We start from the raw sequence: 14,508 nt of genomic DNA, 5'->3' as shown, positions 1-14,508 counted from the left end.
GGACGGGGTTGGGGCTGTCGGTATCGCAAAACATCATCAAAAAACACGGCGGACGGCTGGAAGTCAGTAGCGAACTCGGGCGGGGATCGACGTTTCGAGTCGTGTTGCCGATCTCCCAAACATAAGAAACCCGGCCGCGCGGGCGCGGCCGGGTCTGCCGTCAGTCGTTGCGTTGGCGTAGATGATCGCAGGATTCGTCCACGCCGTGGCGGTCGATATCGCAGACCGATTCCAGCCACATCGCGTTGATGATCGCAAAGGCGGCGGCGAAGCCGACGCCGAGTATCCAGGCAAAGTACCACATAGTGTGTCTCCGAATTAGTAAAGAGTATGGCTGTCGTTCAGGACGGTTTCCTCGGTCACGCTGCCCCAGATCACTTTGTAAACGAATCGGGTGTACAGCAATACGATCGGCAGGAATACCACGGTGATCCAGAACGCCCACAACAGGGTGGTGTGACTGGAACTGGCGTCCCATAACGTCAAGCTGGAGCCGGGAGCGGTCGACGAAATCAGCAAGAACGGAAACAGACCGAAGCCGACCGTCAGCGCGATGCCGGCGATACCCAAGCTGCTGAACCAGAACGCCGCGCCCCGCGATTCGCCCTTGCCCAATAGCCAAGCGGCGAATAGACCGACGAAACCGGCCGCCGGCGCCAGCCACATCCACGGGTAGGCCATGAAGTGCTGGAACCAGCCGGTACCGGCCGCCACCACGGTTTTACGCAAGGGGTTGGAAGGCGCGTCGCCGGCCGCCATTTGCGTGATTTCCGGGCGCTCCAGGCCGAAGAACACCCACAGCGTCGCCGCCAGCAGCGCGGTCAGCAGCAGTGGTCCGAGCAGTTCGACCGCGAGTATCGAACGATGATGTATCGTGCCCTCGCTGCGCCATTTCAAGAATAGCGCGCCGTGGAAGGTGGTCAACAACAAGCCGGTGACGCCGCACAGTAGCGCGAACGGGCTCAGCAGGCCCAGGAAAGTGCCGTCGTAAAAGGTGCGCAGGTCTTGGTCCAGATGGAACGGCAGCCCCAGGATCAGATTGCCGACCAGTACGCCGAGCAAGACCGGCGGCAAGGTGCCACCCAGGAACAAACACCAATCCCAAGTGTTACGCCAGGTTGGGTCTTCGATCTTGCTGCGGTAGTCGAAGCCGGCCGGCCGGAAAAACAACGAGAACAACACCAGCAACATGGCCGCGTAAAGGCCGGAGAACAGCGTGGCATAAACCGCCGGCCAGATCGCGAACACCGCCCCGCCCAACAGGATCAGCCAAACCTGATTGCCTTCCCAGGTGGCGCCGACCGTGTTGATGATGACGCGGCGCTCGATGTCGTTGCGGCCGATAAAGGGTAACAGCGTGCTGACGCCGAAATCGAAGCCTTCGGTCAGCGCGAAGGCGATGCCGACGACGCCGATGAACAGCCACCAGATGACTCGTATGGTTTCGTAATCGAACATGACTTACTCCTGTGGGTGTGTAGATTGCGCGTTGCGGCCGCGATGGCCGTGGCGCGTGTCGCGCATGCGACCGGCATCGCCGGCGTGTCCGTCATGCTCGCATTTCATGGCGGGTCCGGCGACGGCGTGGCGGGCGTGATCGCTGAGCTGAGCGCCGAAAAAGCGGTGGATCGCGTCGACCAGGGCCGGCTGCTCCGCCGAATATTCGATTTCGGCGCCATTGGGCAACTCGCGGTAATCGAATCGCACCGCGCCTGCCGCGGCCGCTAATTCCGCCAGGCCCGGCATGTCGTCGCCGTGTATTCGCCGCTGTCTGGAAAAGTCGCCCTTGCGGAAGCCGGCGCTGATGTCGGCCAAATGTTGACGAATCAGACTGATTTGCTCGGCGTCGTTGGCGTCCTTGGCAATCACTTGCTGCAGACCGCCGTGTTCGGTCTTTTCGAACACATGCAGGGTTTTGTCCAACGCGAACGGCATGACGTGGCCGCCGCGTTCTGCGACCTGGTCCAAACGGGCCGGACTGGCCGGCGGTTGTGCCTGGCTGGTGCCGGCCGAGACGACGATCGCCAGGGCTAGCAGAGATGGATGGATATGCTTCATTCGATTCTCCTATTTATCGACGATGGCTCACTCAGTGGGCACCAGCCACGGCCGCGCCGCGCTCTAAACAGTACCGGCCGGTGTGCAGACTGCTAGGCCCGAGCCGGACATACTTCAGCATCAAATACATCTCGATAATCAGCAGTACCGTATAGAACAGCGCGAAACCGGCCAAGCTGAACCAGAGCTGGCCGGCTTCCAGGTTGGACACGCTCAGATGGGTAGGCAGCACGCCGGAGATGGTCCAGGGTTGGCGGCCGACTTCGGCGACAAACCAGCCGGTTTCCGCGGCGATCCACGGCAGAGGTATGCACCAAACCGCCATCCGCATCAGCCAGCGTTTTTGATCGGCGACGCGGGTTGCGCAGTAATAGAACGCCATCGCGAAGATGAACAGCATCGTAAAGCCGCAGGCGACCATGATCCGGAAGGTCCAGAACAGCGGCGCGACGCGGGGGATGGTGTCGTCGGCGGCCTTTTCTATCATCGCCGGCGTGGCGTCCGCGACCTTTTCGGTGTACTTTTTCAACAGCAGGCCGTAACCGAGGTCTGCCTTATGTGCGTCGAAAGCCGTTTTGGCGCTCAGGTCGCCGCCCCGCAGTTTCTGCAATTCGGCGTAGGCGATCATGCCGCTCTTGATGCGCTCGGCACTTTCGCCGCGCAAGTCTTTCAGCCCCTTGACGTCCTCGTCGATCGAGCGGGTGGCGATCAAGCCCAGTACGAACGGTATCTTGATCGCATAGTCGGTATGTTGGTTTTCCTGATCCGGGAAACCGAACACCGTGAAGCTGGCCGGGGCGGGGTGGGTGTCCCATTCGGCTTCGATGGCCGCCAGCTTGATTTTTTGGGTTTCACCCGAGGTATAACCGCTCTCGTCGCCGAGTACGATCACCGACAGGATGGACGCCAAGCCGAAGGCCGAGGCGATCGAAAACGAGCGTCTGGCAAAGCCGATGTCGCGCTTGTTCAGCAAATACCAGGAGCTGATGCCCAGCACGAACATCGAGGCGGTCACGTAGCCGGCCGCCACGGTATGCACGAACTTGACTTGGGCGACCGGGTTGAAGAACACGTCGGCGAAGCTGGTCATTTCCATGCGTAGCGTTTCGTAGTTGAATTCGGCGCCGACCGGAAATTGCATCCAGCCGTTGGCAATCAAAATCCACAGTGCCGACACGTTGGTTCCGATCGCCAGCAGCCAAGTCACGCTCAAATGTTGCACTTTGGACAGTTTATCCCAGCCAAAGAAGAACAGGCCGACGAAGGTCGATTCCAGAAAGAACGCCATCCAGCCTTCGCTAGCCAGCAGCGGTCCGAAGATGTCGCCGACATAGTGCGAGTAATACGACCAGTTGGTGCCGAATTGAAACTCCAGCGTCAGACCGGTCGTCACCCCCATCGCGAAGTTGATGCCGAACAGCTTGCCCCAATAGCGGGTCATGTCTTTATAGACTTCCTTGCCGGTCATCACGTACACCGATTCCATGATGCCGAGAATAAAGGTCATGCCCAGCGTTAGCGGCACGAATAAAAAGTGGTACAGCGCGGTTAGACCGAACTGCATGCGGGACAGCATGACTATATCGTCACCGAACATGGTTGGACTCCTTTACGGTTGTGGTGGAAAGCGTTGCCGGCGTCGCGGTGGGTAGGGCCAGTCGGGCGGCGATGTCCGGCGGCCCGGCCGGACGGTCGAGCCAGCGGAACAGTAAAAACCAAAGGCCGATCAAGAACAGCAACTTAATCAGCAGGGCGAAGCCAATCTCCCAACGCAGTAATCCGGCGCGGGGCAAGTCGGGCGGTATGGGTTTGACGTTTTGCATGAGTTTGACTCCGTGGGTCCGTGTGCTTAGTTGTCGTCGGTGGGTTTGCGGATGATCCGGGTGGCGATCGCCAGCATCAGGATGGCGCCGGCAATCATCAAAATGCCGGGTCCCGCCTGGTGGTGGGCTTGAATATCGCCGATTAGCAGTCGGGCCAGCGCGGTGATCGCGATGTAAATCAAGCAACGTACCGGCATCAGATTGGTTTTGAAATAAATGCCGACCATCGCGCCCAGTTCCAGGTAAATAAACAACAGCAAGATGTCGCCTATCGTGGCGTGGCCCTGCATCATCATGCCGCCATAGGCCACCACCGCCGACCAGACGATGCTGGCGCCAATCACGAACAGGGCCAGGTAATGAAAGGCTTCGATCAACAGGTTGCCGATTTGGTCGGCCCTGACCTTGTTGCGTTCGTACCAAAGGTCGAAACGTTGCGGTTGCATGCGGCTTTCCTCAGTGCATTTGGCCGTGCATGGCCGCCGCCGGGTCGGCCGGAGCCGCTTTCAACATTTTCATGCCGCGCATGCCCATCATCACCCCCATCGTGATCAGCAACAGCGCCGACACTTTGAGCAATTGCCGCATCGCGCCTGCCGGCAACAGCGTGGCGAACAGGCCGAAGCCCAACAAGGGCGGCAGGGTGCCGAGACCGAACAAGCTCAAAATCGTCGCGCCTTGCAGCGGATCGCCGCTACCGGCCGCCATCACGTACATGGCTTGCAACGGTCCGCAGCCCAGCAACAATCCCGTCAACAGGCCGGTCGCCAACGGGCTGCGCGGCCGTCGGCGCAGCCCCTCGCGGACTTGCCGGTTCAACCCGGCCGGTCCGCGTAAACCAAAATTTCGTAACCAGCCGAAAACATTCAGCATTTTCAGCCCGTACAGCACCAAGAACAGACTGGCCGCCAACGCGGCGACGGCGCGCATCGTCGGCGTAATCGCGATCAAGGCGCCCAGCAAGCCAAATCCGGCGCCGATCACGGCATAGGAAGCGGTTTTACTCAAGCCGTACACCAAGTGAGACAGTGCTTGCCGAAATTTACCGCTTGTCGGATCGGTGTAGCCGACCACGAAGCCGCCGCACATGCCGATACAGTGAAAGCCGGTCAAAAAGCCCAGACCCAACAACAGACCGCGGTCCATGTGCGGTCCGATTTGCCGCATCACGTCCGGCATCAGACTTTTGCCCCAAAACGTCACGCCGCCGACGCCGATCAAGAGCAGCACAAACGCCAACATGCTCCAAACGCGACCGGCTCGGGCGGCCGGCCGCGGATTGACTTGGTAGCCGCGCGTCGCCAACGCGGCTTGCACGCGGTGTAGATCGATCATGCGGTTGTCGTAGCTAAATTTGGCCTGGTGCTCCGCATAACTGACCGCATCGACCTGAACGCCGGGCAGGGCCTGCAAAATATCCGCGATGGCCGCTTCGCAACCGCCGCAATGCATGCCGCCAATGTCGAGTTGTACTTTTTCCACCGACATGATTCGATCCTCCGCTATCTTGGGCGAAGCGCTATTCCACCAGGAAGTCGCGCATCATCCCCATGTCTTCGTGTTCCAGGTTGTGGCAGTGATACATGAACAAGCCCTTGAAATCCTGGAACGGTTTGATCATTTTTATCCGTTCGCCCGGCATGACCAACACGGTGTCTTTCCAGCCGCTATCGATAAAGCCGTCCTTGACCGATGCGTAATCCGCGCTTACGCCGGCCGTGTCGCGCTCGAGAATCTGGAATTGCTGACCGTGCAAATGGATGGGGTGGGCCATCGCCATCATCATGCCCATATTGCCGCCCATGCCGTGCCGCCCCATGCCCATCATCCCGCCGCGACCCATTCCGCCGTGCGCATGAAAAATTTCCAGGGTTTGCAACGTGTCGACCTGGATGCGTTCGCCGGGCTGGATGTCGTTGAACGCGTAAGGCCTATCGTTCAGCACCATGCGCATCGGGCCCTCCGAGATACCGATCGGGACGGGTTGTCGCGGATTGGCGGTATCGGTCGGCCGATAGCGTTTAATAGTAGACAATTTGTGAGGTAATGCCGGACTGTCGCCGGCCGGTCGGGCTATCCGCACTTGAAAAATCGGGTAATCGCCGCCAACCGGCAGCGCCGAGCCGTGCATGCCGCCCATCATTCGCTCGCCCATTCCGGGCAATACGCCGGAAAAAGAACGGCTGCGCATCGTTAACCGCGTTCCGACTTTCCGCCCGCTGAAATCCGCCCAGACGTCGATACGTTCGCCGGGTGCCAGCATCACGTAAGGTTTGTCGATCGGTGTTTCCAGCAAACCACCGTCGCAACCGATGACGGTGACGGGGCTAGCGTCGTCCCAAGCCAGTTTGTAGATGCGCGCCGTTGAGCCGTTGAGGACGCGGAAACGGTAAGCCCGAGCGTCGGCGTCGAGCTGAAAATCGGGGCGACCGTTGACCAGAATCCGGTCGCCGTAGAATCCCATCATTCGGTCGTGCATGTGGCTGGCGTATACCAGTTGGTTTTGCCCGTCGAAGCGGCGGTCTTGGATCACGATCGGAATTTCGTATTCGCCGTCCGGCAGTCCCAGACGGCGTTCTTCGGAGTCATTCACCAGAATGGCGCCGGCCAAGCCTTGGTAGACATGCTTGCCGGTCAAATTATGCGTGTGCGGATGATACAGGTTCATGCCCGCCCGGTTGCGCATCTCGAATTCGTAAACGTAGGTCTCGCCGGCGGCAATCTCGTAGAGCGGATGGCCGTCCATCTCGGCCGGTACGTGCAGGCCGTGCCAATGGGTGATGGTGGGGCCATGCAGCCGGTTGCGCAGATTGATGCGAATTTTTTGGCCGGTTTCGAAACGCAACAGCGGCCCCAGATAAGAATCCGGCAATTCGCTCAACGTGCCGGCGGGGCCCCTCAGCAGTTTTCCCGTGTACTTTAATACCCGCGTCGGCTGGCCGGGCAATATCGTTTGAGTCGCTTGCTGGCAGATCAAGTCGAGTTCGACGTCCGGGTGAAAGTTGGCCGAAGCCTGACGCGGCGGCGTTTTCGGCATGTCGCCCATGCCTTCCATCGCCCGCGCCAAGCCGGGCATCGCTGCCCAAGCCATCAGACCCGCACCTGCTTGCGCGAAAAAATGCCGACGCGCACGGCTGAACGTTTGAGACATATTCCCCCCTCGAACCTCGGTTATCGTTATTATCCGCCCGGCGATTCCGGCACGGCGGCCGTCCCTGGGTCGGCGCGAAACGCCGTGGCGTTCGCGGTCGAGCGCTTAGCGTCTCCGCGCTTCGCGATTAATGCGTCAGTGGCCGTTTAGCCGACGCACCGGGCGGCCGGCGATGAATTCGTCCGCCAATCAGCAACAAGGTCAGCAAAATGGCGATGCCGGCCAACAAGCGGTTGACATGCGCGCGATCAGCTATCAAGTCCTGCAATTCGCTCCACAGTTCGGCGGTCACGGCGTTGGACAGAACGTACCCGGCCACCAGCAGTACGAACCAGCCGAAACCGCGCCGCAAGGCCGCCGGACTTAAGTAGTTCGACAACCAACCGCCGAGCAAACTGCCGACCACCGCGCCGCCGGTAAAGGTCAAGGTCAACGTCAAATCCAGCTCGGCATGATTGCTGTAACCGGCCAAGCCGGCTACCGCGTTGATGACGATGATCAGCAGCGAGGTGCCGATGGCCGCGGTCATCGGCAAATCCACCAGCAACACCAGCGCGGGCACGATCAAAAAGCCGCCGCCGACACCGACCAAACCGGTCAGGCCGCCGACCAGCAAGCCGTCGAACAACAGGCGCGGGTAGGGCGTATTTAGCGGGCATAGACCGCCTGAAACGACTTCGTCGGGCCGAGGCGGCCGCTTGTTGGCGATCATCGCCAAGGCCGTTACCAATGTCACCAGCCCGAACAAGGCCATCAGCAGGTCGCCGGAGAATTGGCCGGCCAACCGGCCGCCGCCGAAGGCGCCCAGCATGCCGGCGGTACCGAAGGCCAGCGCGCTCTTCCAGCAAACATGGCCGCGCCGGGCGTGCGGAATCAAGGCCATCAGACTGGAGATGCCGACCACGACGAACGAGGTGGCGATGGCGGTTTTCGGCGCGACGTGCAGCAAGTAAACCAATACCGGCACGGTCAGAATCGAACCGCCGCCGCCCAACAGGCCCAGCAGCAACCCGATCGCAATCGCCAACGCGAAGGCCGTGATCATGGCTTAGGCTCCGGCTTCGGTCATGCCGCAGGATTGGTTGGCCGGTAAAGCTTGGTCGATGAAGCGCGGATAGGCCAGTTTCAGTTCCGCCATGATCGCGATGAATTCCTCGCGGCTACGGCCTTGGCCGATGCGCGGGTTTTTGGCCATCTCCTGCTTGATGGTCGAGACGGTGTTGCCTTGGTAGTCATGCCCCGGATACACCAGCGTGTCCGGAGCCAACGTGAATAGTTGGCCGGTGATGCTGTCGTAGAGTTGGCCGGCGTTGCCTTGTTGAAAGTCGCTCCGGCCGCTGCCGCCGATCAACAACGCATCGCCGGTGAACACCCGGTCGCTCATCACGTAGGATACGCAGCCGGCGGTATGGCCCGGCGTATGGCGGACTTCGAAGTCCAGGTCGCCGATTTGCAGTGGCACGCCGTGGGTGACCAGCAAATCGGCGCACATCGCGCCGGCGTCGCGATGCACGACGCTTTTGCTGCCCAAGGCTTCCCGCAAGCGGCCGGCGCCGGTAATGTGGTCGGCGTGGACGTGGGTTTCCATCGTGTACACCAGTTTCAGGTTCAGACTGGCGAGCAAGTCGATGTAGGCCGGCACTTCCGAGGCGACCGGGTCGATCAGACAGGCGCGGCGGGTACGTTCGCAACCGAGCAAATAGGTATAGGTGGAAGTTTCGGGTTCGAAGAGTTGGCGGAAAAGCATCGTCGTTCTCCAGGTTGGTTGAATCGGGTAGACGTTGCCAATACGTAATCAAGAGCCGTGCCAATAGCTTGCACTGAATTGTCATAGGCTAAGTAATTGATTTCACAGGCTGTCGGTAGGGAGCAAGGCGGAAATGGTTGTTTCATGATGAAACATTGAAACAATACTGATACGCTTGAAACATTTTTGAAACAACCGCTTGGAAGGCCTATGTCGTTTTCATCCGCATTGTTTAAAACTTGGCTTTACCGGGCCGGCGCCGAGCCGCTGGTCGAGGCGCTCAGCGATCTGGCCGACAGCGGTGCGGTATTCATCGTCGATGCCGACAGCCAGATACTGTTCTGGAGCAAGAGCGCCGAAAAGCTGTTCGGCATCGGCGCCGAAACCGCGCTGGGCCAACCCTGTCACACGGTGTTGCATTGCGACGGCGAAGGCGACCCTTGCAATTTGGCGGAACTGCGCATCATCAAGTCGCAGGGATTGAACGTCCACCTGCCCAATGGCGTCACGCTGCCGTGTTATCGAACCGCGCGGGCGTTTTTCGACGGCAACGGGGTGTTCGTCGGCGCGCTGGAGATCGTTCGACCGCAAACCGAATCCCAGCCGGCCAGTGCCGGCGACCACGACAGTTTCCACGGTATCCTGACCCGCGATCCTTTGATGCGGGAAGCGATTGCCATCATCCGCAACGTTGCCGAAACCGAAGTGACGGTACTGATACGCGGCGAATCGGGAACCGGCAAGGAAATCGTCGCCCACGCGCTGCATTTGGAAAGCCCTCGCCATTTCCAGCCGTTTTTGGCGATTAACTGCGCGGCGCTGACGCCCAGCTTGCTGGAGAGCGAACTGTTCGGCCACGTCAAGGGCGCGTTTACCGGCGCGGTGCGGCATCACATCGGCCTGTTCCAGCGCGCCAACGGCGGCACGCTGTTTTTGGACGAAGTCGCGGAATTGCCGCTCGAATTGCAAGCCAAGCTACTAAGGGTGTTGCAGGAGCGCAATTTCATTCCGGTTGGCGGCGACGCGGCGGTCAGCGTGGACGTGCGCATCATTGCCGCCACCCACCGCTCGCTACGGGAGGAAGTCAAGGCTGGCCGCTTTCGCGAAGATTTGATGTACCGTTTGCGGGTGGTGCCGATTTATCTGCCGCCGTTACGCGATCGCCGCCAGGATATCGGTCTGTTGCTATGGCATTTGATCGAACGCCACAACTTGCAAGGTCGGCGCCGGATCGATGCGATCGCGCCGGAAGCAATGCGCTTGCTGTTGGATTACCCTTGGCCCGGCAACGTCCGGGAATTGCAGAACGTGGTCGAATACGCCTTTGCGGTGGGGCGGGGCAGCGAAATGCGCTTGGAAGAATTGCCGCCGGAGTTCCGCGAACCGTTCGGCACGGCGGCCAAGCTCCCGCTTGCAGGTCAGACCGGGGCGCGTAGCGGCGACGAAGCCGGGCTGATCCGCGAAGCTTTGGCTCAGGGTGGCGGCAACTTAGAGCAAGCCGCCCGCTACGCCGGCATGAGCCGAGCCACCTTCTGGCGCAAGCGGCGCAAATACGGGTTGTAGCGGCGGGCCGGATTGATCGGTTCTTGCCTCAATACTTGCGGTCCACACGAGACAACACCGTCTTGGAACCGGACCGAGGATGTCTCGCGCCCACGGCCGCCAAGCGTTGTCGCGACGGTCTCGCGTTGGCGGCTCGGCGGTGCGGCAATTCAACGCATATCGAAAAATCACGAGGTTTGTTAGATTTCGCACTTTGTAGCGCTTCGGGCAATTCGAAATCCGGGGCCGATAGGAGCATCAACATGAAACATCCGATAAAAGCCGGCTTGCTGGTGCTTGTGCTCGCGCACTTGATCGTCGGCGGCGCGGCCATCCACGCGATGTTCGCCTGGATTTTCGGAGGGCACGACCCTGTCACGGTCACTGCCGCTACTTCTACCGCCGGCCAGCCGCAAGTTTTGGGTGGTGGCGAACCCGCCGGGGCGGTGCTGGCCGCCAGCCAGCCAATACCTGGCAGGTAAGCGTCCTTCGAGCTGGCGGCGGCCGGTTCGACTTTCAGTTTCAGGTCGGACATTAAGCGCCGGCGGAGTGTCCCGCGAGGTTGTTTGCGAAGCCGCCGGTAATCCTCTGCGCTGAGTAGGACCGGTTGCGGCAGCGGTACGGACATAAAAGACTCAAGCGTTCAGCGACGGGTAGAAAGGCCAGGGCTATTTTTAGGCTTTGCCGGTCTTTGCAAGTAGTGCTAGGCGTTGGCGATCCGCTTAAATCCAAGTCGCTCCGGCACGCGGCGCCGACACCGATGTTTTTAGCGAGGATAAAAATCCGCTCCCGATCCGGCGCCTGTGATAAAACCCCCGCGTTTTTCCGATACGGTTTAGCTATGTCGATGTCCGCTTTCCCTATCCTGTATAGCTTCCGCCGCTGTCCTTACGCGATGCGGGCTCGATTGGCACTGGCGGCCGCCGGCGTCGTTGTCGAGCTGCGCGAAGTCCAATTGCGTCAAAAACCGGCGGTATTGTTGGCGATTTCGCCGAAGGCCACTGTGCCGGTGCTGCTGACCGAAACCGGCGAGGTCATTGACGAAAGCCTGGACATCATGTTCTGGGCCTTGCGGCGGTCCGATCCCGAAGGTTGGCTGGCCGGCACCGACTCGGCGCGCACCTTGATCGCGCGCAACGACGGCGAGTTCAAGCACTGGCTGGACCGCTATAAGTATGCCGATCGCTATCCCGAACACAGCCAGACCGATTATCGCCGACGCGGCGAGGCGTTTTTGACGGCATTGGATGATCGTCTAAGGGGCTCGGCCTACTTGCGCGGCGACCGGTTCGGTTTGGCCGACGCCGCGATTGCGCCGTTCGTCCGCCAATTCGCGGCGGTCGACAGCGCCTGGTTCGAGGCCGCCGCTTACCCGGCGTTGCGGCGCTGGTTGAGCGAGTTTTTGGCGTCGACACGTTTCGCGGGCATTATGCACGGTTACAGCGCCTGGCAGCCGGACGCCGCGCCGGTTTGGTTCGGCGGCTTAATTTAGCGGCTCTGCAATGGGGCTTGAGTCCTTGGAAAGTGTTTCGATAACGTACGGAGATACCTTAAGTTGGAAAGGCCTCGGTTCCGGCCGAAACCTCTCTAAGAGACTTGTAACGATTCAGCATAGGTTTCTTCCGGCGCGAAAACCGTCGTTTGGTCGTTAGAGCTTTGGCGGGCGCGGCCCTATCGAGTTTTTACTTGACGACTCAATGGGCCTAACGCGCAAATACCCTACTTAGGGAGGGTTTCCGGAACACGGATTTGCGGTTATTGTGTACCCGCTGATGAATGTTGCTAGAGCGGCTGGTCAGCGTAGTCGGATTCGATCAATCGATTGTCCGAGCATTTCCAAGACAAACAGGAGTTATCATGAAACTATTACGTACCTCATTTATGACGGCCGTGCTGTTAGGCGCGGGACTGAGTGCCGCTGACGCCGCGCAACAACCGAATTATTATGAATGCGTTGGTCGCGGGGCCAGCCTAAGCCTCAGTGTCGGCAGTAAATCGGAAGTCGGCATCCTGCCGGCGACCACCGTGCTCAATCTGGAGCTGGGTAAGAAGAGTTATTCTTACCAGGATACCGATATTTCCGTGGAATCGACCTTAATTGGCGACCTGTGGGAGGTAACTTTGGGCTTTATCCCGGATGTCAGCGTGGATCACGCTTCGTTGGTCATTCCGCAAATCAATCTCGGCAATGCGCCTTACCGCTTCGCGAGCAAGCTGATTTTGACCCACGTACAGACACCATTCACCACCGAACCCCCTGTTGGCGTTGTGAATGCTTCGAAGTACATCGACCTCAACTGCACCGCGTCGGTGTTGTTCTACTAAGCGCTAAAACCCCGCCGGCGGTGTGATCCCAAACCGGCGGGGCCGATTTCGCCGTCGGCTAGCTTTGGAGCAGTATAGCGGCTGGCCGATTTGGATGAGGCCGTCGTGGTTTGTGAGCGTTGGCCGGCTCAGTTTCGCCAATCAAAATGAAGCTTCCGCTTGAAATTTATGCCATCGCTCACCATGCTGTGGATGTAGCGCCGCTTGCTGGCGAGATTCTAGTCAGTCGCCCAGCGTGCAAAGCGTAGATTGAGGTTCCCGCGGTCCGTCGCGGGAGCCTCCCCAAGCCGGAGGTCACCATGCAACATTCTCCCAATCCCCATTCAGCCGATGTATTCATCAAACGCCTGATCGCCGTTGGCGCGGTGGCGGCCGGGTTGATCCTGCTGTGGCATTGGCGGCCGGAAACACCGACCGAGCCGGCGCCGGTCAGAACCGTCGCGGCGCGCGGCGATTTGGCCGCCGACGAAAAAAGCACGATAGAACTATTCGAAAAATCCCGCGATTCGGTGGTTTACATCACCACCGCCTCGCTGGTGCGCGACGCCTGGACCCGCAACGTATTCTCGGTGCCCAAGGGCTCCGGTTCCGGTTTTATCTGGGACGAGGCCGGCCACGTGGTCACCAATTTCCACGTGATCGCCGGCGCCAACGAAGCTACCGTCAAATTGGCCGACGGCCGCGATTATAAAGCGGCGCTGGTTGGCGCCAGCCAGGTGCACGACATCGCGGTGTTGAAAATCGGTGTCGGCTTCAAACGGCCGCCGCCGGTACCGGTCGGCACCAGCAACGACCTCAAGGTCGGGCAAAAAGTGTTCGCGATCGGCAACCCGTTCGGTTTGGACTGGACCTTGACCAGCGGTATCGTCTCGGCGCTGGACCGCTCGCTGGGCGGCCAAGACGGCCCGGCGGTCGAGCACTTGATCCAGACCGATGCGGCGATCAATCCCGGCAACTCCGGCGGTCCGCTGCTGGATTCGGCCGGCCGGCTGATCGGCATCAATACCGCCATCTACAGCCCCAGCGGCGCCTCGGCCGGCATCGGTTTCGCGGTGCCGGTCGATACCGTGATGCGGGTAGTGCCGGAATTGATCAAACAGGGCAAATACATTCGTCCGGCGCTGGGTATCGAGATCGACCAGCAAATGAACGAGCGCCTGGCCGAATTGACCGGCATCGCCGGTGTCGCGGTGCTGCGGGTGCAACCCGGCTCGGCGGCCGATCAAGCCGGCTTACGGGGCGTCGAAGTTACACCGGGTGGCGTGGTGCCCGGCGACGTCATCGTCGCGATCGACGGCAAGGACGTCGATTCGCCGCAAAAGCTGTTCGCTCGCCTGGACGATCGGCAAGTCGGCGACGTGGTGAAGGTCAGGTTATTTAATAACGGCCGGACGCGCGAAGTCGAAGTGACCTTGCAACCGGGGAACTGATGCCTACCCCCCAACCAGGCGCGCGAGGCCCCCGTGCCCGGTTGCCAGCCAGCTCGCCATTCGGCGATCGGCTGGTAAGCTGACAAGACAAACCACTCGTGTGACCAACCATGACCGCAAGCAAGCCGCCCAGACTCAATCCGCGCAAACTGCTGCTCAGCAAATGGACCGCCGTGGCGCCGCGGCGTAAAGAAAAACACTTCATCGTCAGCGAAGTGCTATGGCCGGACGACCCGGCGGCGCCATTGGAATTGATTGAATTGGAAGCCGTGCATAGCCGGCGCAGGCAACGGCTGCCGTGGCGGGCTTTGCTGGATACGGACACGTGGCGGCAGGGCTGGCATTGAGGGGCTGTCGATGAATGGGTTGGCGCGGTTTTCCGACCAAGCCAATCGGTCCGCCCCTTCGACTCCGCTCCCTTCGACTCCGCTC

General features: G+C 60.3%; 17 protein-coding genes. 7 read left to right on the top strand and 10 right to left on the bottom strand.

Annotated features, from left to right (window positions below):
- Window positions 1-8: 8 nt before the first annotated feature.
- Window positions 9-125 (top strand): ATP-binding protein, encoded by a 117-nt coding sequence (locus tag A1355_RS26375; protein WP_269454744.1) that lies wholly within the window; start codon window positions 9-11, stop codon window positions 123-125.
- Between the two features lie 35 nt (window positions 126-160).
- Here the strand turns inward: A1355_RS26375 and cydX are convergent, their stop codons facing one another.
- From cydX to A1355_RS02600, 10 genes are all read right to left on the bottom strand, one after another.
- Window positions 161-304 (bottom strand): cytochrome bd-I oxidase subunit CydX, encoded by a 144-nt coding sequence (gene cydX / locus A1355_RS02645; protein ID WP_064024721.1) that lies wholly within the window; start codon window positions 302-304, stop codon window positions 161-163.
- Between the two features lie 14 nt (window positions 305-318).
- Complete coding sequence (gene cydB, locus A1355_RS02640; protein ID WP_064024719.1) at window positions 319-1,458, bottom strand: cytochrome d ubiquinol oxidase subunit II; 1,140 nt, start codon at window positions 1,456-1,458, stop codon at window positions 319-321.
- Between the two features lie 3 nt (window positions 1,459-1,461).
- Entirely contained in the window at window positions 1,462-2,058 is a 597-nt protein-coding gene (locus A1355_RS02635; protein WP_064024717.1) for a hypothetical protein, read from the bottom strand.
- A 31-nt stretch (window positions 2,059-2,089) separates the two neighbouring features.
- A complete protein-coding gene (locus tag A1355_RS02630; protein ID WP_064024715.1) occupies window positions 2,090-3,655 on the bottom strand; it encodes a cytochrome ubiquinol oxidase subunit I in 1,566 nt (521 codons plus the stop codon).
- Complete coding sequence (locus A1355_RS02625) at window positions 3,645-3,881, bottom strand: hypothetical protein (protein ID WP_064024713.1); 237 nt, start codon at window positions 3,879-3,881, stop codon at window positions 3,645-3,647. Before A1355_RS02625 ends, A1355_RS02630 begins: the two co-directional genes overlap by 11 nt.
- A gap of 26 nt (window positions 3,882-3,907) precedes the next feature.
- Window positions 3,908-4,327, bottom strand: coding sequence for a phosphate-starvation-inducible protein PsiE (locus A1355_RS02620; RefSeq protein WP_064024711.1), 420 nt, complete (start codon window positions 4,325-4,327; stop codon window positions 3,908-3,910).
- Window positions 4,328-4,337: 10 nt separating this feature from the next.
- Entirely contained in the window at window positions 4,338-5,369 is a 1,032-nt protein-coding gene (locus tag A1355_RS02615; RefSeq protein ID WP_064024709.1) for a sulfite exporter TauE/SafE family protein, read from the bottom strand.
- A 31-nt stretch (window positions 5,370-5,400) separates the two neighbouring features.
- Complete coding sequence (locus A1355_RS02610; protein WP_064024707.1) at window positions 5,401-7,032, bottom strand: multicopper oxidase family protein; 1,632 nt, start codon at window positions 7,030-7,032, stop codon at window positions 5,401-5,403.
- A gap of 127 nt (window positions 7,033-7,159) precedes the next feature.
- The gene (locus tag A1355_RS02605; RefSeq protein ID WP_064024706.1) at window positions 7,160-8,077 is read right to left on the bottom strand and encodes a sulfite exporter TauE/SafE family protein; all 918 of its coding nucleotides are present in this window, start codon (window positions 8,075-8,077) and stop codon (window positions 7,160-7,162) included.
- A 3-nt stretch (window positions 8,078-8,080) separates the two neighbouring features.
- Complete coding sequence (locus A1355_RS02600; protein ID WP_064024704.1) at window positions 8,081-8,779, bottom strand: MBL fold metallo-hydrolase; 699 nt, start codon at window positions 8,777-8,779, stop codon at window positions 8,081-8,083.
- A gap of 210 nt (window positions 8,780-8,989) precedes the next feature.
- On the opposite strand from A1355_RS02600, the gene A1355_RS02595 reads away from it, so the two are divergent.
- The 6 genes from A1355_RS02595 (at window position 8,990) to A1355_RS02565 (ending at window position 14,423) form a co-directional block, all read left to right on the top strand.
- Window positions 8,990-10,342 (top strand): sigma-54 interaction domain-containing protein, encoded by a 1,353-nt coding sequence (locus A1355_RS02595; protein ID WP_064024702.1) that lies wholly within the window; start codon window positions 8,990-8,992, stop codon window positions 10,340-10,342.
- Window positions 10,343-10,584: 242 nt separating this feature from the next.
- Window positions 10,585-10,803 (top strand): hypothetical protein, encoded by a 219-nt coding sequence (locus tag A1355_RS02585; RefSeq protein WP_064024699.1) that lies wholly within the window; start codon window positions 10,585-10,587, stop codon window positions 10,801-10,803.
- 365 nt (window positions 10,804-11,168) lie between these two features.
- Window positions 11,169-11,813 carry a glutathione S-transferase gene (locus A1355_RS02580; RefSeq protein WP_064024724.1) on the top strand — a complete coding sequence of 215 codons (645 nt, stop codon included), beginning with the start codon at window positions 11,169-11,171 and terminating at the stop codon, window positions 11,811-11,813.
- Between the two features lie 365 nt (window positions 11,814-12,178).
- Window positions 12,179-12,646, top strand: a complete 468-nt coding sequence (locus tag A1355_RS02575) for a hypothetical protein (protein WP_157197715.1) — start codon at window positions 12,179-12,181, stop codon at window positions 12,644-12,646.
- 299 nt (window positions 12,647-12,945) lie between these two features.
- Window positions 12,946-14,076 (top strand): S1C family serine protease, encoded by a 1,131-nt coding sequence (locus tag A1355_RS02570; protein WP_064024695.1) that lies wholly within the window; start codon window positions 12,946-12,948, stop codon window positions 14,074-14,076.
- Between the two features lie 110 nt (window positions 14,077-14,186).
- Entirely contained in the window at window positions 14,187-14,423 is a 237-nt protein-coding gene (locus tag A1355_RS02565; protein ID WP_064024693.1) for a TIGR02450 family Trp-rich protein, read from the top strand.
- Window positions 14,424-14,508 lie beyond the last annotated feature (85 nt).

Origin of the sequence: Methylomonas koyamae (assembly GCF_001644025.1) — a bacterium.
Taxonomy (GTDB): domain Bacteria; phylum Pseudomonadota; class Gammaproteobacteria; order Methylococcales; family Methylomonadaceae; genus Methylomonas; species Methylomonas koyamae_A.
This window is presented reverse-complemented; position numbering and strand designations above follow the sequence as displayed.

Coding starts and splice junctions, on each gene's coding strand:
- A1355_RS02580 (WP_064024724.1), top strand. CDS start 11,169: ATGTCCGCTTTCCCTATCCTGTATAGCTTCCGCCGCTGTCCTTACGCG.
- A1355_RS02625 (WP_064024713.1), bottom strand. CDS start 3,881: ATGCAAAACGTCAAACCCATACCGCCCGACTTGCCCCGCGCCGGATTA.
- A1355_RS02585 (WP_064024699.1), top strand. CDS start 10,585: ATGAAACATCCGATAAAAGCCGGCTTGCTGGTGCTTGTGCTCGCGCAC.
- A1355_RS02575 (WP_157197715.1), top strand. CDS start 12,179: ATGAAACTATTACGTACCTCATTTATGACGGCCGTGCTGTTAGGCGCG.
- A1355_RS02570 (WP_064024695.1), top strand. CDS start 12,946: ATGCAACATTCTCCCAATCCCCATTCAGCCGATGTATTCATCAAACGC.
- A1355_RS02610 (WP_064024707.1), bottom strand. CDS start 7,032: ATGTCTCAAACGTTCAGCCGTGCGCGTCGGCATTTTTTCGCGCAAGCA.
- cydX (WP_064024721.1), bottom strand. CDS start 304: ATGTGGTACTTTGCCTGGATACTCGGCGTCGGCTTCGCCGCCGCCTTT.
- A1355_RS02615 (WP_064024709.1), bottom strand. CDS start 5,369: ATGTCGGTGGAAAAAGTACAACTCGACATTGGCGGCATGCATTGCGGC.
- cydB (WP_064024719.1), bottom strand. CDS start 1,458: ATGTTCGATTACGAAACCATACGAGTCATCTGGTGGCTGTTCATCGGC.
- A1355_RS02620 (WP_064024711.1), bottom strand. CDS start 4,327: ATGCAACCGCAACGTTTCGACCTTTGGTACGAACGCAACAAGGTCAGG.
- A1355_RS02605 (WP_064024706.1), bottom strand. CDS start 8,077: ATGATCACGGCCTTCGCGTTGGCGATTGCGATCGGGTTGCTGCTGGGC.
- A1355_RS02600 (WP_064024704.1), bottom strand. CDS start 8,779: ATGCTTTTCCGCCAACTCTTCGAACCCGAAACTTCCACCTATACCTAT.
- A1355_RS02635 (WP_064024717.1), bottom strand. CDS start 2,058: ATGAAGCATATCCATCCATCTCTGCTAGCCCTGGCGATCGTCGTCTCG.
- A1355_RS02565 (WP_064024693.1), top strand. CDS start 14,187: ATGACCGCAAGCAAGCCGCCCAGACTCAATCCGCGCAAACTGCTGCTC.
- A1355_RS02630 (WP_064024715.1), bottom strand. CDS start 3,655: ATGTTCGGTGACGATATAGTCATGCTGTCCCGCATGCAGTTCGGTCTA.
- A1355_RS02595 (WP_064024702.1), top strand. CDS start 8,990: ATGTCGTTTTCATCCGCATTGTTTAAAACTTGGCTTTACCGGGCCGGC.